General features: G+C 68.2%; 20 protein-coding genes. 7 read left to right on the top strand and 13 right to left on the bottom strand.

Annotated features, from left to right (window positions below; translation table 11 throughout):
- The first annotated feature begins 79 nt into the window (after positions 1–79).
- The gene (locus AB0F43_RS20755) at positions 80–2794 is read left to right on the top strand and encodes a GNAT family N-acetyltransferase (RefSeq protein WP_360478954.1); all 2715 of its coding nucleotides are present in this window, start codon (positions 80–82) and stop codon (positions 2792–2794) included.
- On the opposite strand, the gene AB0F43_RS20750 is transcribed toward AB0F43_RS20755, so the two are convergent.
- Entirely contained in the window at positions 2785–3057 is a 273-nt protein-coding gene (locus AB0F43_RS20750) for a hypothetical protein (RefSeq protein WP_360478951.1), read from the bottom strand. The genes AB0F43_RS20755 and AB0F43_RS20750 overlap by 10 nt on opposite strands.
- Before the next feature lie 14 nt (positions 3058–3071).
- Positions 3072–3512 (bottom strand): pyridoxamine 5'-phosphate oxidase family protein, encoded by a 441-nt coding sequence (locus AB0F43_RS20745; RefSeq protein WP_360478948.1) that lies wholly within the window; start codon positions 3510–3512, stop codon positions 3072–3074.
- A gap of 68 nt (positions 3513–3580) precedes the next feature.
- On the opposite strand from AB0F43_RS20745, the gene AB0F43_RS20740 reads away from it, so the two are divergent.
- The gene (locus AB0F43_RS20740) at positions 3581–4231 is read left to right on the top strand and encodes a response regulator transcription factor (RefSeq protein WP_360478945.1); all 651 of its coding nucleotides are present in this window, start codon (positions 3581–3583) and stop codon (positions 4229–4231) included.
- 85 nt (positions 4232–4316) lie between these two features.
- Here AB0F43_RS20740 and AB0F43_RS20735 read toward each other — a convergent pair whose 3' ends face one another.
- The 7 genes from AB0F43_RS20735 to AB0F43_RS20705 form a co-directional block, all read right to left on the bottom strand.
- The gene (locus AB0F43_RS20735) at positions 4317–4967 is read right to left on the bottom strand and encodes a pyridoxamine 5'-phosphate oxidase family protein (RefSeq protein ID WP_360478942.1); all 651 of its coding nucleotides are present in this window, start codon (positions 4965–4967) and stop codon (positions 4317–4319) included.
- A gap of 450 nt (positions 4968–5417) precedes the next feature.
- Positions 5418–6164, bottom strand: coding sequence for a DUF4386 domain-containing protein (locus AB0F43_RS20730; protein WP_360478939.1), 747 nt, complete (start codon positions 6162–6164; stop codon positions 5418–5420).
- A 282-nt stretch (positions 6165–6446) separates the two neighbouring features.
- Positions 6447–6596: a hypothetical protein gene (locus AB0F43_RS20725; protein ID WP_360478937.1), complete on the bottom strand. Its 150-nt coding sequence runs from the start codon at positions 6594–6596 to the stop codon at positions 6447–6449.
- Positions 6597–6672: 76 nt separating this feature from the next.
- Positions 6673–7209, bottom strand: coding sequence for an alpha/beta fold hydrolase (locus AB0F43_RS20720; RefSeq protein ID WP_360480476.1), 537 nt, complete (start codon positions 7207–7209; stop codon positions 6673–6675).
- Between the two features lie 656 nt (positions 7210–7865).
- Positions 7866–8669 carry an ABC transporter permease gene (locus tag AB0F43_RS20715; protein ID WP_360478936.1) on the bottom strand — a complete coding sequence of 268 codons (804 nt, stop codon included), beginning with the start codon at positions 8667–8669 and terminating at the stop codon, positions 7866–7868.
- Positions 8666–9565 (bottom strand): ATP-binding cassette domain-containing protein, encoded by a 900-nt coding sequence (locus tag AB0F43_RS20710; RefSeq protein ID WP_360478933.1) that lies wholly within the window; start codon positions 9563–9565, stop codon positions 8666–8668. The genes AB0F43_RS20715 and AB0F43_RS20710 overlap by 4 nt, the downstream gene beginning before the upstream one ends.
- A 169-nt stretch (positions 9566–9734) precedes the next feature.
- Positions 9735–11948: an MMPL family transporter gene (locus AB0F43_RS20705; protein WP_360478930.1), complete on the bottom strand. Its 2214-nt coding sequence runs from the start codon at positions 11946–11948 to the stop codon at positions 9735–9737.
- A 241-nt stretch (positions 11949–12189) separates the two neighbouring features.
- Between AB0F43_RS20705 and AB0F43_RS20700 the strand changes: the two genes are divergently transcribed.
- The 3 genes from AB0F43_RS20700 to AB0F43_RS20690 all read left to right on the top strand — a co-directional run bounded on the left by AB0F43_RS20700 (position 12190) and on the right by AB0F43_RS20690 (position 16359).
- Positions 12190–12858 (top strand): response regulator transcription factor, encoded by a 669-nt coding sequence (locus AB0F43_RS20700; protein ID WP_360478927.1) that lies wholly within the window; start codon positions 12190–12192, stop codon positions 12856–12858.
- A 92-nt stretch (positions 12859–12950) separates the two neighbouring features.
- Positions 12951–14318 carry an ATP-binding protein gene (locus AB0F43_RS20695; protein WP_360478924.1) on the top strand — a complete coding sequence of 456 codons (1368 nt, stop codon included), beginning with the start codon at positions 12951–12953 and terminating at the stop codon, positions 14316–14318.
- 1 nt (position 14319) lies between these two features.
- Positions 14320–16359, top strand: a complete 2040-nt coding sequence (locus AB0F43_RS20690; RefSeq protein ID WP_360478921.1) for a hypothetical protein — start codon at positions 14320–14322, stop codon at positions 16357–16359.
- Between the two features lie 29 nt (positions 16360–16388).
- Here AB0F43_RS20690 and AB0F43_RS20685 read toward each other — a convergent pair whose 3' ends face one another.
- From AB0F43_RS20685 to AB0F43_RS20675, 3 genes are all read right to left on the bottom strand, one after another.
- Positions 16389–16760, bottom strand: a complete 372-nt coding sequence (locus AB0F43_RS20685) for a response regulator transcription factor (protein WP_360478918.1) — start codon at positions 16758–16760, stop codon at positions 16389–16391.
- A gap of 1022 nt (positions 16761–17782) precedes the next feature.
- Positions 17783–18724, bottom strand: coding sequence for an NAD-dependent epimerase/dehydratase family protein (locus AB0F43_RS20680; protein ID WP_360478915.1), 942 nt, complete (start codon positions 18722–18724; stop codon positions 17783–17785).
- Positions 18721–19320, bottom strand: coding sequence for a hypothetical protein (locus tag AB0F43_RS20675; protein WP_360478912.1), 600 nt, complete (start codon positions 19318–19320; stop codon positions 18721–18723). Before AB0F43_RS20675 ends, AB0F43_RS20680 begins: the two co-directional genes overlap by 4 nt.
- A gap of 203 nt (positions 19321–19523) precedes the next feature.
- Here AB0F43_RS20675 and AB0F43_RS20670 point away from each other — a divergent pair, with 203 nt between their 5' ends.
- On the top strand, positions 19524–20234 hold the full coding sequence (locus AB0F43_RS20670) for a TetR/AcrR family transcriptional regulator (protein ID WP_360478909.1): 711 nt from the start codon (positions 19524–19526) through the stop codon (positions 20232–20234).
- Positions 20235–20421: 187 nt separating this feature from the next.
- Positions 20422–20775, top strand: coding sequence for a hypothetical protein (locus tag AB0F43_RS20665; protein WP_360478906.1), 354 nt, complete (start codon positions 20422–20424; stop codon positions 20773–20775).
- Positions 20776–21259: 484 nt separating this feature from the next.
- Here AB0F43_RS20665 and AB0F43_RS20660 read toward each other — a convergent pair whose 3' ends face one another.
- Complete coding sequence (locus AB0F43_RS20660; RefSeq protein ID WP_360478903.1) at positions 21260–21826, bottom strand: TetR/AcrR family transcriptional regulator; 567 nt, start codon at positions 21824–21826, stop codon at positions 21260–21262.
- Positions 21827–21920: the final 94 nt, after the last annotated feature.

Here is a 21920-nt window from a genome sequence, read left to right as displayed (position 1 = left end):
TCGGGACGTTGGTCCCTGCGATGCCCGGGGTGCGCTGCGATGGACTGGTGCCGGACGGAAGCGACGAAAAGGAGAGGCCATGACGCAAATCGAGCGTACGGACCCGTCCCACTCGGTGAACCCCGACGCCGGGTGGGACGCGCTGGCGGCGGACGGGTCCGTGGTCCGGATCCGTCCGTTGCGTGCGGACGACGAAGCGGCCCTCGACGCGATGAACCAGCGGGTCTCCGATCGCTCGATCTACCTGCGTTTCTTCGGGATCAGCCGCAGCCTGGCCAACGAGCACAGTCACCACCTGACGAGAAATCACGACGGGCACGTGGCGCTGGTTGCCGAGTACGGCGACCGGATCGTCGGTGTGGCGAGTTACGAACCACTGCGCACCGGTGAGGCGGAGATGGCGTTCCTGCTCGACGACGCCGTGCATGGGCGTGGGATCGGCACGTTGCTGCTTGAGCACCTGGCCGCTGTCGCCCGGGACCACGGCATCCAGCGCTTGCGGGCCGACACGCTGGCCGAGAACGCGCCGATGCTGCGGGTGTTCGCCGCTTCGGGGTTCGAGCAGGTCCGGAGACTGGACAGCGGTGTGGTCGAGCTCGTGCTGGATACGGCCTACCGTGCGGCGACGCTGGACCGGATGGCCGATCGCGAGCGGGCGGCGGCGGACCGGTCCCTGCGCCGGGTCTTCGCGCCCGGCTCGGTCGCTGTCGTCGGTGCCAGCCGGAAGTCCGGTGGTATCGGCCACGAGGTGCTCCACAATCTTGCTCAAGGCAACTACACCGGCGAGCTGTACGCGATCAATCTACGGGCGGACCGGATCGGCGATGTGGTGGCCTACCCGTCGATCCTGGCGGTGCCCGGTCCGGTGGATCTGGCTGTCATCGCCGTACCGGCGGCGCAGGTGTACGACGTCCTGGCCGAGTGCGGCCGCAAGGGCGTGGCCGGCGCAGTGATCCTGACCGCGGGATTCTCCGAGCTCGGCACAGCCGGTCAGCAGGCCCAGCGGGCGATCCTGGAGGTTGCCCGGCGGCACAGCATCCGGCTGGTCGGGCCGAACTGCCTGGGCCTGGTGAACACCGATCCCGCGGTCCGGTTGAACGCGAGCTTCGCCGAGGTCACGTCGGTGCCGGGGACGTTGGCGATCGCTGCCCAGTCCGGTGCGGTCGGGATCGCTGTGCTTGACCACGCCGGACGGGTCGGTCTCGGGATCTCGGAGTTCGTCTCGCTCGGCAACAAGGTCGATGTCAGCGGCAACGACCTGCTGCTGCACTGGTGGCACGAGCCGCGGACCGACGTGATCGGCCTGTATCTGGAGTCGTTCGGAAACCCGCGCAAGTTCGGCCGGCTCGCCCGCCTGGTCGGGCGCACCAAACCGATCTTGGTGGTCAAGGGTGGCCGATCGGCAGGTGGGCGACGAGCGGGAGCTTCACACACGGCCGCGGCGGCCACGCCGGACACCGCGGTTGACGCGCTGTTCGCGCAGTCCGGCGTACTGCGGATGGACACCGTGGAAGAGCTGGTCGACACCGCGCGGGTACTGGCTGGCCGGCCACTGCCGCGAGGCCGACGGCTGGCCGTGATCGGCAACGCTGGTGGCGCCGGGGTACTGGCTGCTGATGCCGCAGGTCGCCTTGGCCTCGAGGTGCCGGAACTGAGCCAGGCACTGCAGACCGAGTTGAGCACCATGACGGGTGCGGTCGGCCCGGGCAATCCTGTCGACCTCGGCGCGGCGGCTTCGCCGGCAACACTCGCGCACGCCGTGCGCGCGGTGATCGCCAGTGACGAGGTCGACGCTGTGCTTGTCTGCTACGCGGCGACCAGGGCGGGCCGGGTTGAGGCGACGTACGAGGCCATCTCGTCGGCTGTCGACGGCAGCCGGCTACCGGTCGTGGTGAACTGTCTGGGTGCTCCGGATGCGGCGCCGCAGATCGTCCTGGCGGACGGCGGTAAGTTGCCGGTGTTCCCGTTCCCTGAAAGCGCCGTACGGGCGCATGCTCACGCTGTCCGGTACGCCGAATGGCGTGCCCGTCCGCAGGGTGTCGAGCCGGAGCTGAGCGGGACCGACCCGGATGGCGCCCTAGCTGTGGCGCGCACGTTCCTCGATCAGAACAGCGACGGCGGCTGGGCGCGGCCGCTTCAGGCCGAGCAGCTACTGCAATGTGCGGGCGTGACGACGCTGCGCACCGCCTCAGCGCACACGGTCGAGCAGGCTGTCGCGGCGGCGCGGCAGAGCGGCTTTCCGGTCGCGATGAAGACGGCCGCCGAAGGGGTACTGCACAAGACCGACGTCGGCGGGGTGCGGCTTGGACTGACCGATGCCCGCGAGGTCGGATTCGCGTACGACGAGATCGTCTCCGCGACCGGTGATCCGCAGGTCGTCGTCCAAGCGATGGCGCCGGCCGGCATCGAGTTGGTGATCGGGATGGTGCGTGATCCGCTGTTCGGGCCGGTGCTGATGGCCGGCAGCGGCGGGATCCTGACGGACCTGCTGGCCGATCGCCAGTGGCGTGGCCTACCGCTGACGGACCTGGATGCGGCGGAGATGATCCGCTCGCTGCGGTGCGCACCGCTGCTGGCCGGCTACCGCGGCGCGAAGGCCGCCGACGAGCCCGCCGTACTCGACGTCCTGCACCGGATCGCCTGGCTCGCCGAGACGCTGCCAGAGATCGCCGAACTCGACATCAACCCACTGATTGCCGGCCCCACCGGTGTGGTTGCGGTGGACGTCAGGATCCGCCTGACCCCGTCCACGGCCGAGCTCGACTGGCACTCGCGCCACCTGCGTCAGCCGTGATTCAGCGGGGCGCGGAGCTCGACGACGGTGCCGTGCGGGTGGTTGTCCTTGACATCCACTATGCCGCCGAGTGAGGTCGCGCGTTCGGTCAGGTTGCGCAGGCCGCTGCGGTGCCGGTCGGGCGGGATCGATGCAGTTGTCCGCGCTCCGGCGATCACCAGCTCCGGGTCCCGCGCGCCTTCGTCGAGCTGGCGTGTTTCCCCGTCGCGTCCACCGGTCCACGGCTCAACGAGGCCGGCGGGACGGCGCGACTTCGGCGTCACGCCGCCGGGGACGTTCAGTCGTGGGGCCGTTGAGCCCAGGGCAGGAGGCGGCGTCCGGTGACGGACTCGATCCCGAGCCGGATCAGCCGCGGCGAGGGCAGCGGGGCCCAGGATCGGAGCCGGATCTGGCGGGCGAGTTGCTCCGCCTCGTCGGCGGGTACGACGGACAGATGCCCGACCGACGTCACGGTCCAGCCGAGCTGCCGCTCGAGATCGACGGTGTCGGCCTCGAAGGCGACGATGTCTCCGCGTTCGGCCGCGCGTAGCTTCTCCCCGTCGGCGCTGGCGAAGACCAGCGTGTCGCCGTCCACGGCGAAGTTGACCAGGCGTACGACGGGGAGCCCGCCGGCGGTGTAGACGAGCCGACCGAGCGGTACCGAGCCGAGCAGATGCAAGCACTCTGCCCGCGTGAGGATCTCGAGGCCGGAGGTGTCGAGGCGGTCGAGAGTCTTCATTGCAAGGCCCCCGGGAGCAGCGGTACTACGCTGGACTGAACAGTGACTCGATCCACGAGCGAGGCGTCATGGCGATCAAGGTGTTCCTGCTGGACGACCACGAGGTGGTCCGGCTCGGGTTGAGCCAGCTGCTCGAGAGCGAACCGGACATTGAGGTGGTCGGCGATGCGGCGACGGCAGCCCAGGCGCTGACGAGGATCCCGGCGCTGCGGCCGGATGTGGCGATCTTGGACGTCCGGCTTCCGGACGGCGACGGCATCACGGTCTGCCGGGAGGTCCGGTCCGCGATGGACGAGCCGCCCGCGTGCCTGATGCTGACGTCGTTCTCCGACGACGACGCGCTGTTCACGGCGATCATGGCCGGGGCGGCCGGGTATCTGCTCAAGCAGGTGAGCGGCACCGACCTGGTTGGCGCGGTCCGTCGGCTGGCGGCCGGGGAGTCCTTGCTCGACCCGGCGATGACGGCGGCCGTGCTGGAGCGAGTGCGGCACCCGGCGGAGGAGGACGATCCCCGCTACCAGTCGCTCACCGAGCAGGAGCGCAGGATCCTCGCGGAGATCGCGGCGGGCAAGACCAACCGGCAGATCGCCCAGACCATGTTCCTGGCCGAGAAGACCGTGAAGAACTACGTCTCCGGCCTGCTCCGCAAACTCGGCCTGGAACGCCGGACCGAGGCGGCCGTCTACGCCGTCGAGCGGGAGAACCGCAGACATCATTGAGTATCGGTGACTATGCATCAGCGTCCACCCCCTTCTCTCGGTACGCCGTCCCACCAGGGCCGAAGGTCCTGGCTGGCGGCGTCGGTCACCAGGTGCGGAGCCGGCGGCCGCTGACCTGAACAGGCTCGATCACCATGCACGTGTCGCGGTTGCCATCGGCCCACGGCTCCACGAGTTCAAGCACCTGCGCCGCTTCTTCGTCGGTGGCCGGCCGGACCGTGCCGCTGACGAGAACACTCCACCCCTCATGCATGCCATCGTCGATCCGGTCCACCTGGAAGGCGACCGATTCGAGCGCGTACTGCGCGATCGTGGAGTCCTCGGCGGTACGGAACACGATCAATCCTTCGTGCAGGCAGAACGTCACCGGCACCACCGTGAGTTGGTTGGCGGCCTGGTAGGCGATCCGGCCGATATCGCTTGTCTGAAGCATGGTCAGGCACTCCGACCGTGCCATGCCTTCGAGCGTCGGATGGATTGGGCCGAGCCCTCTCTCCGGATGCTCCGGCGGCTCTGTGCCGACCAGATCGGACACGGTCGTGTCCAGGGCCTCAACAAGTCGGAGCAGATCGCCGGCGGTCATCGCGGACGGTCGACTCTCGATCCGGTCGATCGCCGCGATGCTGAGACCGGCACGGCGGGCGGCGTCGGCACGGCTGAGCCCGAGCGCCAGCCGCCGCTGCCGGACGCGCGTGGCGAGATCCACCGCGGGCTGGTGCTGGGTTGTGGTGTTCATGTGGAGTGCCTTTCTGGGCGCCGTACCACCATCCAATCTCCGCAGGGGCCGGTGTCCCAGAGGACGAAGTCCCGAGCGGTGAGGACCGAGGGCCTTCTGATCAGGGGTTGTCCCAGTCGCGGCGCGGGGAGTGGCTGGCGGTCCGCTGGTCGCGGCTCCGGTAACGATGTACGTCCTGGTCAGGTAGCCGATCGGGGCGCTGAAGAGGTGGACGAGGCCGCCATTGGGGAGTCAGCTGGAGAGCTACGCGGCCATCCGCCGCAATCAACAGAGTCCGCAACAACGGCCCCACCTGCTTGGAAGCCAGTCGACCCCAGCTGACCCGCCGCCACCAGTCCTTGCCCTGGCAAGCAGGCGCGCGGACGGGCTGCGCGGCAGGATTCCAACGTCACCCCGACCCAAGAACAGCCCGGTCGTGCTCGGCCGGAAGGATCTCGCTGCTACGGGCGATCAGGAACCCGCGTCGCGTGCATCGGGTCCGCCCTCTAGCCCCGCCAGGATCGGGGACGGCTTGAATCCCTTGACGATGAGGTAGATACCGAACGACAACTCCCAGATGAACTCCGGGATCGTTGCGATGCCCTGCAGCGCGGATCCGCGCTCGATGACGTCGAACATGATGGCGATTGCGGCGGCGAGGAGCAGTGGACCTCCGATGAGCCCCAGCATCGCCATGCCGCGTGGCACCAAACCGGTCCGATACATCAGGTAGCCCAGGATCATTCCGTTCGCGACGCCGGCGAAGATGCCTGGTCCGATCAGGAATGCCCGGTCATGGATCGCGACGAAGACCTCGCCGAGCGCGGCGTCTGTGCCAGCCGTGCCTTGCTGCCGCATCAACAGGAACGTGAGCAGGCTGAGGAGCCCGATGCCGATGAATGTGCACTCGACGAGGCGCGCTGTGACGTACCCCAGCGCGAGGCCTTCGCTGTATCGCCGGTAGACCGCGTACGGCACGACGGCGGTGCCGATGTTGGCGACGATGAGGATGAGTTCGAGGACAGCGCCCAAAGCCACGCTCGCGGTGGGGTCGGCGCCGGCTCCGGTGATGTAGTCGGGGTTGTCCCGCACCGGGGCGTACAGGAAGAAGTACGCGGGGATCGAGGTGACGAAGGTGATCACCATCAACCAGCCCGTCAGGGTGGCGACCTTTCTTGGGTCGACCGTGCTGCTCCGGCGATCGCTGCCAGTGTCCATCTGAAACCCCACCCCCGAGCGGCCGCAACTGGGCAACCCCGACCGGGTCACCGAACGCAAAGCTGCGGCCGTCCAAGCCTCAGCATGGTCCTCCCCGCTGGACGTGTCCATCACCAGCGACTGTGCCGCCGACCAGGCATCTACCTCTTCCCGGGCCGGGTCCGCCGACCCACACCGTAGGCAGCGGACCTCGTACACACGGTTGCGCCGCGTACTGTCCGAGGGCCAAGCAGCCCGGGCCGGCACAAGTGGATGGAGATGCTCTTGAGGCTGCGCTCCGGCTCACCTGACCAGTGGCGCCGCACTCCGGACCGACGAGACGACGTCGAGGATCGCTTGGGTGGTGGCGGCGGCGTCTTCTTCGTCCGAGATCAGCGAATCGTGGGTGGCGTCGATGACGCGGTGCGCGATGTTGGTCGACAAAGTGGCCATGTCTTCCTGCGCCGCTAGGTCGGCGGCATCACTTCCGCTGCCGGCTGTCAGGACGACTAGAGGCCTGTCGGCGAAATCACCGAGAGATGCAGCCTGCTCCATCGACGCGTTCGCCTGGACGTACTCGTCGATCGTGCTGCGGAGATTGCTTGCGGTCGCGGCGCTGGCGCGTGCCTCGTCCCGGGACCGCGGCGGCAGGCTGCCGTTTTCGAGCTGGCCGTACAGGCGGATCAGACCAAGTCGAGCCGAGGTCGAAACCAGTGTGGAGACACGGCCGATGATGTCGTAGGAGGCCACGTCGCCGGTCGATGGTGCACCCGGTTTCGTCGCCGATTTCGGTGCGGTGGAGTCCACCAGCACCCATTCCGGCGACCTCGTCAGGGTAGCGGGCGGCGAAGGTTTGTACGTAGAGGCCGCCGAAGGAGTGGCCCGCGAGCACATAGGGTCCTGGAACGTTTCCGCGCTGCAGCAACGTGTGGAGGTCGGTCGCTGTCTGCGCTCCGTCCTGGGGGGCGTCGGCGGGCTCGCTCCACCCGCGACCTGCACGGTCATAGACGCAGACACGGGTGTCACTGGCGACGGCCGGCGCTATCCACCCGAGATTCGAAGACATCTCGCCTCCGCCCGCTTCGAGCACGACTGTCGGACTGCCTGAGCCTGTGCAGTTCAGATGCAGGCTGTGTCCGCCAACGTCGATCAACCGACCAGGGATCGGGTAGGCCTTGGCATCCGCCGCTTCACGCACCGTCTGGTAGGCGCCGCCTATCGAGGCAAGAGCCAGCGTCGCAATCACTGGGTAGATCACCCAGCGTCTGCTCCGGCTGCGAAGCTGTCGATGGACGCGGACGACCATCCAGATCACCAACGCCAGCAGGGCCGGCGGCCACACCCACTTGAGCGCCTCGTCAACTCCGGAGCCGAACACGACCAGGAGAAGACCGCCCAGCCCCATGAACAGTGCAGGAGCCGCGGCCCATCGCTGTGGCTGGTCGGTGAACCGCACCGAGAGCACGGCCAACATCGCCCAGCCGAGCGCGAATCCGCACAGGACCGCGCCAGTGACTTCACTCTCCTCTGCCGGGATGAACGGTGCGGCAACGAACAGTAGGGCAGCAATAAGACCGGCGGCCAACGAGCCGGCCACGATCCAGCCGATGTTTCCCCTCGGCCGGCCATCGGAGCGGGACGGACGGTCCGTGGGGGTAGGGATGGGAGTGGGGGTGGTAGTCATAATGGACTCGATTCCGTGCACAGGTGGGACGAACGTGCCTACTTGACCTCTGTCCTCATCACGAGTCGGAGTCCGACGAGCAGGGGGAGGGCGAGCCAGACGATCCCGGTGACGCTGATGTTGGCCCACTGTTCGGCGGTCAGGGACTTGTCGAAGACGAACAGGCCGCTCTGGGCGAACTGGATGTCGATCCACGGCTGCAGGTCGTGGAACCACTGCTGGCTGGTGGCCAGCAGGCTGAAGATGGTGGGCAGGAGGAAGGTGTAGACGAAGTACGCCACGATGGCCCCGATCGAGGCGCGGATGAGGACACCGAGCATGAAGCCGATCAGCAGGCTCAGGATCATCCCGAGGACGTAGTACAGACACTGGGTGATCGTCACGTCCCACACCAAGGTGGTGCCGGTGACGGCGGCGCTCAAAAGGTTGCCGACGGCCCCGACCGCGAACGTCAGCGCCATCGCCGCGATGGCGATGATGACCGATGAGATCGCCTTGGCGGCGATGATCCGGCTCCGGTGCGGGACCAGGGTGAACGTGGTGAGACCGGTGCGTTGGCTCCATTCGCTGGTGACGGCCAGGATCGCGATCAGCGGCAGGATGATCACCACTGGGAAGCGGATCGCGGTCGCGAAGGTCGAGTAGGTGAGCTGGTCGTCGGACGCGAACAGGATGACGCCGCCGGCGGCCAGTACGGCGGAGATGGCGATGCTGGCGATCAGCCAGAAGCCGGAGCGGGTGTCGAACATCTTGCGGAGCTCGACAGCCGTGATCCTGCTCAGAGGGATCCGGTGGACGGTGGCCCTGCCGGTGCGGATGGTTTGTGCTGCGATGGCGGTCATGCCGGTGCTCCTTCTCGCTGGGTAGCGGAGGTGAGCTCGAGGAACATTTCCTCCAGGCCGGCGCTTTGGGCGGCTCGCAGTTCGGTCAGGGCGACACCGGCCTCGAGCGCCACCGTCCCGACGAGTGTGGCGTCCGCGTCGATGCACAGCGCGCCGTCGCCGGTTGGGCTCGTCGCCAGTCCCCATTCGTTCAGGGCCTTCTCGAGATGGGCTATGTTCGCGGCGCGTACGACGGTGCCGGCCGCCTGCAGCAGTTCGGCCTTGGTGCCTTGGGAGACGATCCGGCCGTGGCCGATCATCACGATGTCGTCGGCGATGACCTCGATCTCGTGCAGCAGGTGTGAGGAGAGCAGGACGGTCCCGCCGCGGTCGGCGTAGCCGCGCAGCAGGTCGCGCATCCAGCGGATGCCGGCCGGGTCCAGTCCGTTGGCGGGCTCGTCGAGGATCAGTACCTCGGGGTCTCCGATCAGCGCGGTCGCGATGCCGAGCCGTTGACGCATTCCCAGGGAGTACTCACCCACGCGACGGGAGGCTTCGGCCGGGGTGAGGCTGACCACCTCCAGCATCTCCTCGACGCGGGTGCGTGGCAGGCCCATGAAGCGCTGGGCGAGGGTCAGGATCTCGCGGCCGGTGCGGCCGGCGTGCTGGGCGGACGCATCGAGGAGGACCCCGACTTCGAGTCCCGGGTTTGGCAGGTCCGCGAACCCGCGCCCGGAGATCGTGACGGTTCCGGACGTGGCTCGGGTGAGCCCGACCATGATCCGCATCGTGGTCGACTTGCCGGCCCCGTTAGGGCCGAGGTACCCGGTCACCCGGCCCGCGGAGGCGGTGAAGCTGACGTCGTCGACCGCGGTGAAGTTGCCGTACTTCCGGGTGACTCCTTCGACGGTGATCATGGGGCGAGCTCCTGCCGGGACGCGGTGTGCTGGGGACTGGTCATATTCGAGCCTCATTCGGGTTGTTTCTTGCGCGGGGAGTGGACTGGGCCCCGGTCTCGTTGACGAGGAGCGGGGCCGCTGGGTCCCGCTCTCGATGCGTCTGCGTCGAGAGCGGGACACATGGCGGCTACGTGCGGGGGCCGGTGCCCGCCGGCACCGGGGCGTTGGGAACGAGGGGCTCGGGTGCTGCTGTCTCGTCGTCAGTGACCTCGTGGCCCTCGACGTGGATGTTCGGCAACAGGCGGTCGAGCCAGCCCGGCAGCCACCAGTTGCGGTCGCCGAGCAGTTCCATCGTGGCCGGAACCAGCACCATTCGGACGACGGTGGCGTCGATGAAGACGGCGGCGGCCAGTCCGATGCCGAACATCTTGCCGAGTACCTCTTGGCCGAGCACGAAGGAGAGGAACACGGTGATCATCACGGCGGCGCCGGCAGTGATGACCCGGGCGGACTTGGCGAGGCCGTCGGCGACGGCGAGCGCATTGTCTCCGGTCTTGTCGTACTCCTCCTTGATCCGGGAGAGGAGAAACACCTCGTAGTCCATCGAGAGCCCGAACAGGATTGCGAAGATCCCGATGGGCAGCAGGATCGGCACCGGTGTGGCCTGCGGGATGCCGACCAGATCGCCGAGCGGTCCGCCGCTGACCGCGAGTGTGAGGACACCGAACGCGGCAGCGCTCGCGAGCAGGTTCATGATCACGGCCTTGAGCGGTACTACGACCGAGCGGAACACCATCATGAGCAGCACGAACGAGATGAGCAGCACACCGCCGAAGAAGATCGGCAGCCGGTCTGCGACCCCGCGGGTGACGTCGAGGTTCGAGGCCATCATCCCCCCGACGGCGACGGTGAGATCGGTGTCCGAGGTGGCATCCGGGATGGCCGTGTCGCGCAGCGTGTCGACCAAAGCCTCGGTGTTTTCGTCCTGGGGAGATGTGGTGGGTACCACCGTCAGTACGGCGGTGTCACCCGCGTCGTTGATGACGGCCGAGGACACGAGGGCCACGCCGCTGACCTCGGCGAGCTCCGTGCCGAGTTTGTCGCTCGCCGCGAGCAGCTCGTTGCCGGACGACCCTTGGACGGTGAGCACCAGGGGTGCTGAGAAGCCGGGGCCGAACCCGTCCGCGATCAGGTCGTAGGCCTGGTGGGTCGTGTAGGACTTCGGGTCGTTCTGGGCGTCGGGGAACCCCAGGCGCATGCCGAGCAACGGGGCGGCCAGCGCCAGCAGGACGGCGAGTCCACCCATCGCCGCGATCCATGGCCGGTGCTGGATGAACCGGCTCCAGCGGTACCAGCGTGTGGTGTCGTAGGCGTGCTGGTTCTTGCTCACCAGCGGCACGTGCAGGCGTTCGATGTTCCGTCCGGCGAAGCCGAGCATGGCCGGCAGCAGCGTCAACGATGCGGTCATGGTCACCAGCACGAACAGCGAGGCGGTGAAGGCGAAGCCAGCCAGGGCCGGTTGACCGACCAGGAGGATGCCCAGCATCGCGACTACGACGGTCAGGCCCGCGAACACCACGGCCCGGCCGGCCGTTGCGATCGCGGTCAGGGTCGCATGTCGTGGGTCTCGTCCTTCGGCGAGGCTGCTGCGGTGCCGGGTGACGATGAGAAGCGCGTAGTCGATGCCGACTCCGAGGCCGACCATCGCGGCCGTGGCGGTCGCCCAGTCCGGGACGTCGACGACCCGGCGCAGCAGCTCTCCGAGCGCGATGGACATGCCGAGGCCGAACACTGCGGTGAGGAGGGGCAACCCCATCGCCACCGCGGAGCCGAAGGTGAACAGCAGGATCAGGGCGGCGGCGATGAGGCCGATGCCTTCCCCGCCGACGGGGGCTGACTGGGACAACGCTGCGACCGGCCCGCCGGCTTCGACCCTGAGGGTGTCGTCGCCGGCGGCGAGAACTGGTTCGATGAGCGCCTTGGCCTGTGCGGGGGTGTACTCATCCGCGGTCTTGTCGAGCGCGACGAGGGCGTATGCGGTCTTGCCGTCGGGTGAGATCTGGCTGGCGCCGCCTTCGCTGAAGGGGCTGGCAACACCCATCACATGGGGGGCGGCGGCGAGGTCGGCGAAGATGTCCACCGCCCTCGTGCGGACCACGGTCGAGGAGAAGCCGTCCTCGGAGTGGAGCACGACTTGTACGGTGTCGCCGGCCTGCTGGGGGAACTTGGCCTGAAGTGTCTTCGAGGCGGACTGTGACTCAGAGCCGGGTTGGAGGTAGTCCTGCTTGGTCTCTCCCCCGAACGAGCTCGAGAGCGCGAAGGCGGCCGCCAGCGCGGCGATCCACAGGACGACCACCAGGCGTCGCTGCCGATAGCACCAGTCGGCTAGATGTACCAACATGTCGGACTCCTCACCTCGACCGTCCAGACATCCCAGGCCGGGCATGTCCCGTGGCTCGAGATCGACGCTACGAACTGGCGGGGACCGCCACGATGGGGCGAGCAGCACAACAGCGGGACCCGACCCCACCGCACGTGCGTGCTGACCCCACCACGCCGGGACTGGCGGGCTGATGCGTCCCGGCGGTCCGCCTGGGTCAGTGGCCTCCCGCGCAAGCTGGGTTGTCGCTAGAGTCCAAGGCATGCCGCTTCGCGTCGTGTTCGCCGACGACAACTACCTCGCTCGTGAGGGAGTTTCCGCGCTGCTGGCTGAGAGCGAGGGCATAGAGATAGTCGACACCGCGGCCGATCTGGGGTCCTTGATGAGGTCGGTGGCAGAGCATCTGCCGGACGTCGTCCTCACCGACATCCGGATGCCCCCCACCCAGACCAACGAGGGCATCGAAGCGGCCAAGCGCATTCGCGCAGAGCACCCGGGCGTGGGGATTGTCGTGCTCTCGCAGTACGTCGAGGAGGACTACGCCTTCGCGCTCCTGGCCGAAGGGGCCGCAGGTGTTGGCTACCTGCTCAAGGAGAGGGTCGGCGACCTCGACGAGATCGCTCGTGCCCTGCACGAAGTAGCCCACGGAGGGTCAGTGCTCGACCCGCTGGTCGTCGAAGCGCTGCTCGCACGCCGGGGAACCGACGGCCCGCTCCTGGGGCTGACCCAGCGCGAGCGGGCGGTCCTCCACGAGATGGCCACCGGCCGCAACAACGCGGCCATCGCGAAGACACTCTTCCTCAGCGACCGGGCCGTGGAGAAGCACATCGGTTCGGTCTTTCAGAAGCTTGGGCTCGTCGACGAGCACGAGGTCAGCAGGCGTGTGATGGCCGTCCTGGCCTACCTCGAGGCCAGCGGCACGAGCCGCTGAGGCGCCCGTCAGGTCGGCTTGCTACGGCTAGCCCACCGCGCGGGTGCGGCAGAACCCCTCCCCACAATCGCCGCAGTGGCGCACACTGCAGTATGAGGTCACACCGCGCTCTCCGACCGCCGCACCGTGGCGGCTGGAGCAAACTGGTCGTGTTCCTCGGCGTGGCGGGGTTCGTGGTGTGGGTCTACGTGGTCGTCGTGCTTGGTGGTGGAGCATTGATCGGCCACACCGACTCGCCCAGTGTGCCGTTGTCGGTGCTTGCGACGACCGTCGTGGCGTTGTTGTTCACGCGGGTGCAGGCCGCTCTCGAACGAGCCACGACCAGATGGGGTCTGAGCGCTCCAACGCCGTACGACGTGCTGAGCCACTTCTCGGATGCGGTCACCAGCGCGTACGCAACCGATGAACTGCCGGCGCGGATGGCGATGCTGCTGACTCAGGGAACCGGGGCGAAGTGGGCGCAGGTGTGGCTGAACGTCTCCGGCCGCCTGAACCTGGCCGCCACCTGGCCTTCCGACGTCGACGCCGATCGAATACCCCCGTGTATGCGATCAGAGGACATCATCGTGACCGAGGAGGGCTTGCGAGCCCTGCCGGTGCGCCACGGGGGGCAACTGCTGGGGGTGCTCCGGCTCCAAGAGCGCCCCGGTCTGGCCCTCACCCTCGTCGAGGAACGGCTCTTCGCCGGGCTGGCTGCCCAGGCCGGCCTGGTACTGAGGTGGGTCGGGCTCCGAGCCGAGCTCGATGACCGTCGCGCGGAGCTGCTGGTCCGCTCCGAGGAGATCCAAGCCTCCCGAGAGAGGCTCATCGAGGCCCAGGACGCCGAGCGGAGCCGCCTCGAGCGCGACCTCCATGACGGCGCCCAGCAACATCTGGTGGCCCTGACGGTCAACCTCCGACTCGCGCACACGATCGCCGGTCGGTCCCCGAGTCGTGCCGCTATGGTGCTCTCCGAGCAGGCGGTCGCGGCGCACCTGGCGATCGAGACGCTGTCGGCTCTGTCCCGCGGGATCTACCCCAGGCAGCTGGCCGACGAAGGCCTTGGGGAAGCGTTGCGATCCGCTGTCGCCGGCAGCGCGATGCCGGTCGCTATCGACACCCACGGCTTGGCACGACTTCCAGCGCGGGTCGAGGCCGCGCTCTACTTCTGTTGCATGGAGGCGGTGCAGAACGCAGCCAAGCACTCCGGAGCCGGCACGGTGTCGGTGCGGGTGGACGAGGACTCGCATCGATGGCGGCTCACCGTCACCGACGACGGCACCGGCTTCGACCAGGCTCACGCCGCTGCGGCATCCGGGGCGGGTCTGGCCAACATGCGCGACCGCCTGGATGCGGTCGGCGGGACCGTCGAGGTCGTGTCCCTAGAGCGCACTGGCACCACAGTGACCGCCGTGATACCCCGGCCCGACGAGGCCGCGAGCGCTCACGGAACCTTGTCGCTTACCCACCAGGTCGTCTGACGTGCGCGCCCGGATCGCCTGGTGCGTCGTCGGCCTGACGACGATCGCCGTCATCCTGGACACGATCTTCACCGCCGCTCATCGTCCGCTGCTGAGCGAGGCGACGTGGGCCGACCACGGATGGCCCCTCGCCCCGCTGGCGGGCGTGGGATGCGCCCTGATGGGAGCTTTGATCGTCTCGCGCCACCCGAAGCACATGTTGGGGTGGCTGCTGTGTGTCGCGAGCCTGCTCTCGGTGACCCTGGCCGCCGACGCCTACACCCTTTGGGTGCTTGAAGGGGACGGCCTCGGCTCCTTGTACTGGGCCCACGTAATCGCCTGGGCGTCGCCGCTGCTCGGCTGGCCCGCCTTCGCCGCCTTGATCATGGTCTTCCTCATATCGCCCACTGGGCACCTCGCCTCGCCCGGTTGGCGGTGGGCCCTGTGGGCCACACTTGCCGGTCTCGGCCTGCGCACCCTCGGAACACTGACGACGCGGCCCGGAGTCTTCGTCTACGCCGAGCAGTACGACGGATTCACCCTGTCGACGGTGCTGCTCACGATGGGATACCTCCTCGTCGCCGCTGGCCTGATCGCCTCGGCCGTCTCCCTGGTGCTACGCCTGCGGAGGGCCAGGGATGATGAGCGGCGCCAGCTGCTGTGGATAGCGTCCTCGGCCGTGTTCCTGGCGATCGGCGTCGTAGTCATCTTGGCGGTCCCGCGTATCCAGGGCGAAACGGGAACCTGGTTGGCGGGGTTGCCGTTGCGCCTCGCGCTGCTCGCTGTCCCGCTCTGCGTGGCCGTCGCGGTGCTGCGCCACCGCCTGCTGCAGATCGACCTGATCGTCAACCGGGCGCTGATGCTGGCCGTGGCAACCGGACTGGCAGCGACCGGCTATGTGTTCGTGGTCGTGGTCGTCGGCTCCGCGGTAGGCGGAGGAGCCGGTGGCTTCTGGCCGTCACTGATCGCGACGGCTGTGGTGGCGATGGCGTTCCAGCCCCTGCGGCGCCGAGTGGTGCGGTTGGCCGACCGGTTGGCGTTCGGCGCGGCCGCGGCCCCGTACGAGGCACTGGCCGATTTCAGCCGACGGCTCGGGGACAAGCCCGACCCGACCGCGCTGTTGCCCGCGGTGGCCGAGGCCGCCGCGCGTGCGGTAAACGCATGCCGTGCCGTGGTGTCCGTCCACGTGCATGCCGGTACTGACCGGGTAGCCGCCTGGCCGCCGACCGGTGCGGACGATGCGGCCGCATCGCGGGTCACGATACCGGTCGTGGACCACGGGGAACGGCTGGGCAGCATCACCGTGGAGATGGCGGCCGGACACCCGCTGCGTCCCCGAGATCACCGGTTGCTCGCTGATCTTGCGGACCAGGCCGCAAAGGCGTTCCGCAACGCCCGGCTGACCGCCGAGCTGTCTGCCCAGGTGGAGCAGCTCAGTCTGCGTGCTCACGAACTCGACCAGTCCCGTGCACGGCTGATCAGCGCTGGTGACGCCGAACGTAGCCGAGTCGAACGTGCAATCGCCCGTCAGGTGATTCCGCACCTCGCGCCGCTACCGGACCGACTCCGCCAGCTGTCGCACTCCGATTCTCACGGTGCTACTGCGCTGGACAGCGCACAGCTCGCACCGCTCCTTGCGTCCATGAACACCGCGATGCAGGGGCTCCGGGAGATCACGCGTGGGGTGTTCCCGGCCCAGCTGACCCGCTCGGGGCTCCACACGGCACTCGGCTCGCTGCTCGCTCGACCCAACCTCCCTGGGCGTCTGACGGTCGAGGACTCCGCGGTGGGTCTGCGCTTCGACCCACGTGTCGAGGCGGCAGCCTACTTCTGTGTCGCCGAGGCGACGCATGCCTTCGATCACCCCATCGCCGTGAACGTCTCGGTGCAGGGTGATCAACTGCACCTGAGCGTGAGTGGCACCGAGCGCGGTGGTCTCTCCCTCAGCCACATGCGTGACCGGATCGAGGCGACCGGCGGGTCAGTGTCGACCACGGGCCGAGACGGCCGCACCTTCGTCGAAGTTCGCGCACCGTCAGCCCGAGCACCGGCTGTGTCGTGAACCGCGGCGCAATGCCCGTGGAAGTCGGTTCACCGGGACGAGGCTGTCCACACCTCCCTCAGCCGGTCCGGCCCCAACGCCGATTTGGTCACGTACGCCGTCGCCCCGCACTCGGCGACGAAGTACGCGCCCGCATCCTCGTCATACGTCGAGAGCAACAACACCACCGGCGGAAACTGGCGCCCCCGCAGCCGCCTCGTGGCCTCCACCCCGTCGATGCCCGGAAGGTTCACATCCATCAGCACGAAGTCTGGCAACAGCTCAGCCGCGGCGAGGATGCATTCCTCCCCGGAGGAGGCCTCGCCGACGACCTCGAACCCAGCGGTTTCCGCAACCACGGCACTCATGGCCCGCAGAAACGGTGCTTGGTCGTCGACCAACAGAACACGCACGACGGTCATCTCCGGCACACCTCCTCAGCAGAGTCTGCTGCCGCGTGGGCCTGGGCTGGGATGGGGTGAGCCGCACGACCTGAGGTGATCAACCCCCTCGAGCGGTCCAGATCGAGAGCCACCTAGCGTGGACGCGTACACGAAAGTCGGTGCGGTGATGCCACCGGTCCTTGAAGCCGGGCGGAACAGGCCAGCGACCAGCGACCACGCCGGATCCGTCATCGCCACGGCGGCGAGGAGTACCGGGGTACCGACTGCCGGTGGCGGGTCGGCCGTCGATCGTCTCCTTGGCGCTGTTGGCGAGCGCGGTGTCGACCTGGTTGCTCCCCAGACGGACGGTTGCGGGGGTGTGATGCGCGTGCGCGCGCCCTCGGCTGCGCAGCTGTACCGGATTGACCACCGGCCCCAGACCGAGCTCCGCCCAGTACTCGTAGAACGCTCGCACCACTGCAAGCCGATGCCGCGACGTCCGCGGCCGGCGCCGAGCTTCACGGCGGCCACGGCGAGTGGGACCCGGCCACGGTGGATTGGGTCAGTCAGTGCCCCGGTGTCGATCAGGTGCTGTGCGTCGTCGATCGCAATCGGTCCCGGGCCGTACCGGTGCCGGGGGAGTACGCCGGTACGAGCGAGTTCTCGGACCTTGTCCACGCTGACCCCGAGCATCGCGGCCGCGGCAGCGATGGTGAGACGCCGGCTCCACCCGACACGACCATCCACGCCACGACAGCGCCGATGAACTGTCCCACGCTGATCCGCATCGTCGCGCGGGACAACCCATCGGCACCGTCCCGTCCTTGCGCCTGTGTGCCGGTCCGGTGGCGGTCTCCCCATCGACCGCCGGCTAGGACCACCGACCGATGTTCTAGGACCACCGACCGATGTTCCTGTCCCCGGGGAGTGGGAATCTTTGAAGCCGTTGCCGACAGACTCAACGCCCTCGGCACGGCACTTCCCGACCTCACCGGCGAAGTACCCTCCTGACCCCGGTCGGATGCGGGCATATCGCGGATCGGGTCCAGAGGGCTGACCTCTTATCCGCGGCGATAGGTCATGAGGGTGTCGGCCAGGGCTTGGTCGATCGGAGTGGGGTGAACGTCGAGCTTGGTCGCGATCTTGCTGCTGTCGACGATGAACGGTTCCTCGAACAGGTACTGCATCTCGCCGAGCTCCCGCAAGGTGGGGTTGATCAGGCCGAGCGCGCGCAGCATCACCGGCGGCATCGCGCGAAGCTTGGTACGCGGTTGGCCTGCGTGCTGGTAGACGATGTCGACGAGTTGCCGAGTGGTGCGGCTGTCGGGGTCGTTCGGAAGGTGCCAGACCTGGCCGGGAGCGTCGGGGTGTTCGCCGAGGACGGCGAGGGCTTCACCGATGTCGGGGATGTAGGTGTAGGTGTGCGGTTGGTCGGGGTCGCCGAGCACGGTAGCGGTCTTGCCGGCCAGGGCCGCTGCGAAGACGCGGTCGCCGAGATTGGATTGGGCGCCGCCGCGTGGTCCGAAGTAGTCCGAGGCGCGGCCGATGGCGACCTGGACACGTCCGGCCACGTGGGCAGCGAGGAGTTCGCGGGCCATCCGTCCCCGGAGCTGCCCCTTCTTGGTGTGGGCGTCGTAGGGGCGGTCCTCGGTGAACGGGCGGCCGGCGGGGCGTCCGTACATGTAGACGTTCTCCATGCTGACCAGCCGCGCGCCAGTGGCTTCGGCGGCGGCGAGCACGCCGGCCTGCAGGGCGGGAAACTGTTCGCTCCACTCGGGGTAGGGCGGGTTGAGCGTCTGGTAGATCACTCGGGCGCCTTCGGCGACGGCGGCGGTGAAGGTTGGATCGAGGGCGTCACCGCCGAGGACCTCGACGTCGTCGGGCACGGGGGCGTGGCCGGATCGGTTGACGAGCCTGACGGTCTCGCCGCGGTGGCGGAGTGCGTCGAAAGTGGCCAGGCCGACCGCGCCGGTGCCGAAGATGACGTGCGGGGGAGTGGTCATGCCTTGGCCGCGATCCGTGGCTCCGTCGGGCTTGTGCCGGTGGTGGCGCGGTAGGGCAGGAGGTAGTGGAGCAGGAGTCCGGACAGTGCGGAGAAGGTCACCGCGCCGTAGGCGCCGTAGATCGTGAACTGGTTGTCGACGCTGATCCCGCCGAGGGTGGTGACGGTCCAGCCCAGGGCCCACAGGGCGGGCATCGCGGCGGCCCAAGCCCAACGCAGGTGGGTTGTCTGCCGTGGCAGGGCGAGGGCTTGCGCCAGGCCGAGGACGACGCCGGTGAGGGCGCCCATCAGGGCGAGGTCGCCCAAAGAGGTGCCGTAGTCGACGGTGACGGCGCCGAGGAGAAGCCCGCCACCCATGCCGAGGGCGGTGGCCGGTATCCACCTGCGGGGGTCGAGCCGCTTGCGGCTGACCAGCGTCTGCGCCGCGCCGAGGACGAGCCCGGCCACGGCGCCGCCAAGCAGCGCGGCAAGGGCGTCGTTGACACGGCCCGCTACCGCGGTGCCGGCAAGGCCGGCGATGGGGAAGGCGAGAAACCCAGCGGTCCACACCAACCAGGTACGTAGGAAGACCGGGTCGGATGTTCCGGATCGGGTCATGCTGCTCAACTCCAGAGGTCGGCAGGGCCGACCGGGGTTGTGATGGACGTGCTCGGGGATGGGTGTCTGCGGCTGTGCCAGTCGTCCGGCGAAGCCCGCTGGGGCTGGTGGTTGGATCTCGCGCAGCTCTGATTACCTTCAACTCTGCACGCTGTACAGATAATGTACGCTGTACAGAGATGAAGTCAAGAGGAAGGCAGGTCGTGCCAGTACCAGCCCAGCGAACTCGTCCCGGTCCGCGGCGAGCCCTGACCGAGGACCAGATCCTCGACGCCGCGCTGACCCTGCTCGACGCCGGCGGGGCGAACGCGGCCTCCGTGCGGGCCATTGCCGCGCAGGTGGGCGTGGCCCCGAATGCGGTGTACACCTACTTCCCGGACAAGGCCGCGATAGTGAAGGCCCTCGTCGAGCGACTGCTCGGCCAGGTCGACCACGGCGTCTTCATCGACCGCGACCAGCCATGGCGGCAACGCGTGGAGGCCCTCGCTCTGGAGTTGAGGGAGCGGCTGTCGGCGCACCCCGGCGCGGTCCCGCTGCTGATCGGCGGTCCGATGGACGGCCCGCACGCTCTCGCCCTGAACGAGCGGCTCCTCGAGCTGCTGGCCGACGCGGGACTCAACCCCACCGACGCCGCACGCGCGTCCTACCTGCTGATCGTCTACGTGTTCGGATCAATTGCGCTCGAAGTCGCCGATCTACCCCAACCCGGTCCGCTGCCGCCGGAGTCGGAACGAATCGACACCCGGCTCGACGCCTTTACCGCGACACCGGCCGAGCATTACCCCCGCACGGCTGCGGCGGCGGCCGCGATGGCCGGCTACATCTCCACCGAGCAGTACCTCTGGGGACTTCGCCGAATGCTCGACGGGATCACCGCAAGCACCACCGCCCACACCGAAGCAGCCGGCGTCTAACGGACGCCCGGGGTGCGCGGAGCTCGTCATTCAGCCCGAACCCACCGCGCCGCCGAACTCAACATCACCAAGTCTCACCGCACAGCCGGGCGATCCGCGATCGGATAACCAGTGTGGCGGCCAGTTCGCGCCGGCGGCCGAGCTGAACATCTGGTACGACCTGCTCAACGTCGGCTACCGCACTCTGATGCTCGGCGAGACCGACTATCCGTGCATGTACGACGACGTTGTTGGCGCGGTCACGATCGTCGTCGGCGTTGTGCTGCTCGCCAAGCACATTCCAGTCTGGGGCGGATCAGCGTTGCCGATCGTAGGCGCCGGGACAGCCCCACTCCTACTAGGCCTCTACCAGTTGTTCGCAGCTCGCCAATATCACCGGGGAAGTAGCAATCCATATCGTCACAGCGGTTCTAACCCGACAGCCGAGGAGATGTATCACTTCGTGAAGGCAGCCGGCTGGGGAACAGCCGGGTGCCCGCACGGTCTATCGAACTGCCTTGTCACCGTGCCGAGCCATCGCGAGACCGAGCTCGGCAACTGACCTTCGACCATGGTGGCCAGTTCCCCGCCCAGCATCACGGTGTTGCCGCACAGGGCACACATGACGATCTGGGCCTGGTGAGGTTGGCAGCGTTCACAGTTGAACCGCACGAGAAAGGGAGGCCATGGCGTTGTTCGAGACTCCGACTTTGCGACACCTTTCCGACACCATGAGTCCGGTGTGTCGCTAACGATCTCTGTCGATGTTCGGAGTCGGCTGCACAGATGTCCGAATTCGCCTGCACACGGCTGGCGTCGTATCCGGATCTCGGCATCGTGTGGTGGTGTGACATCTGGACGTCGACTTCACCCCGATCCGAGGCGACGATCCGTCGGCCGACGGATTCGGCCAGGCCGCGGGAGCTAGCCAAGGGGTCGGATGCCTGAGCTGGCGAGCGCGTGTCGGCGAGCACCTCACGGAGCCCTGGCGCCGCGTCCGAGGGGCGGCACCTACGTGCTCTGCTCCCGGGCGGACCAGGCTGAGGTCACAGCAATTGCTCGACCAGCCCGTCGACGTATTCGGGGGTGAGCGGGCCGATGCCGAACAAAACGCGGATATACATCGGCGCCATCACGTGGTCCAGCACACCGAGCGCGTCGGGTGGGTGCTCGCCGCGTTCGCGGGCGCGATCGAGCATGGCCTGCAGTTGCCGGCCGCGTTCGGCGAGGAGGTCGTCAAGCGCCTGCCGGCCCTGCTGACCGTTGCTCGACAGAGCGACGGCCAGGCGTAGCAACGCCAGGCCGTCGGGTCCGGTGATCTCGCGGGCCACGTTGGCCGCGTAAGTGCGCAGGTCGCCGGCCAGACTCCCGGTGTCGGGCATCGGCGACCGCGCGTTGAGGCGGGTGAGGACCACGTCGGTGAGCAGGGTGTCCAGGCTGCCCCACCGGCGGTAGATGCTGCTGTCGGCCACGCCCGCGCGGGCTGCGACCTCGCCGAGGGTGAAGTTGCCGTAGCCGCGCTCGCTGATCAGGTCGGTGACGGCCTGGTGCACCTCCGCGCCGACGCGGGCGCTGCGCCCGCCGGGTCGCCGGGCTCGCTGTCGCTCGTCCATGGTTCCAGCTTAACGCAGTCGGGACTTGCGTTTGTGGGGAGAGCCTTCGTACAGTCGCCTAACGCAGTCAACTACTGCTTTAGAGCGCCCAGAG

The organism is Kribbella sp. NPDC023972 (assembly GCF_040639075.1).
GTDB lineage: Bacteria > Actinomycetota > Actinomycetes > Propionibacteriales > Kribbellaceae > Kribbella.
The sequence above is the reverse complement of the archived record's forward strand: the minus strand, read 5'-3'. Positions and strand labels throughout refer to the sequence as shown.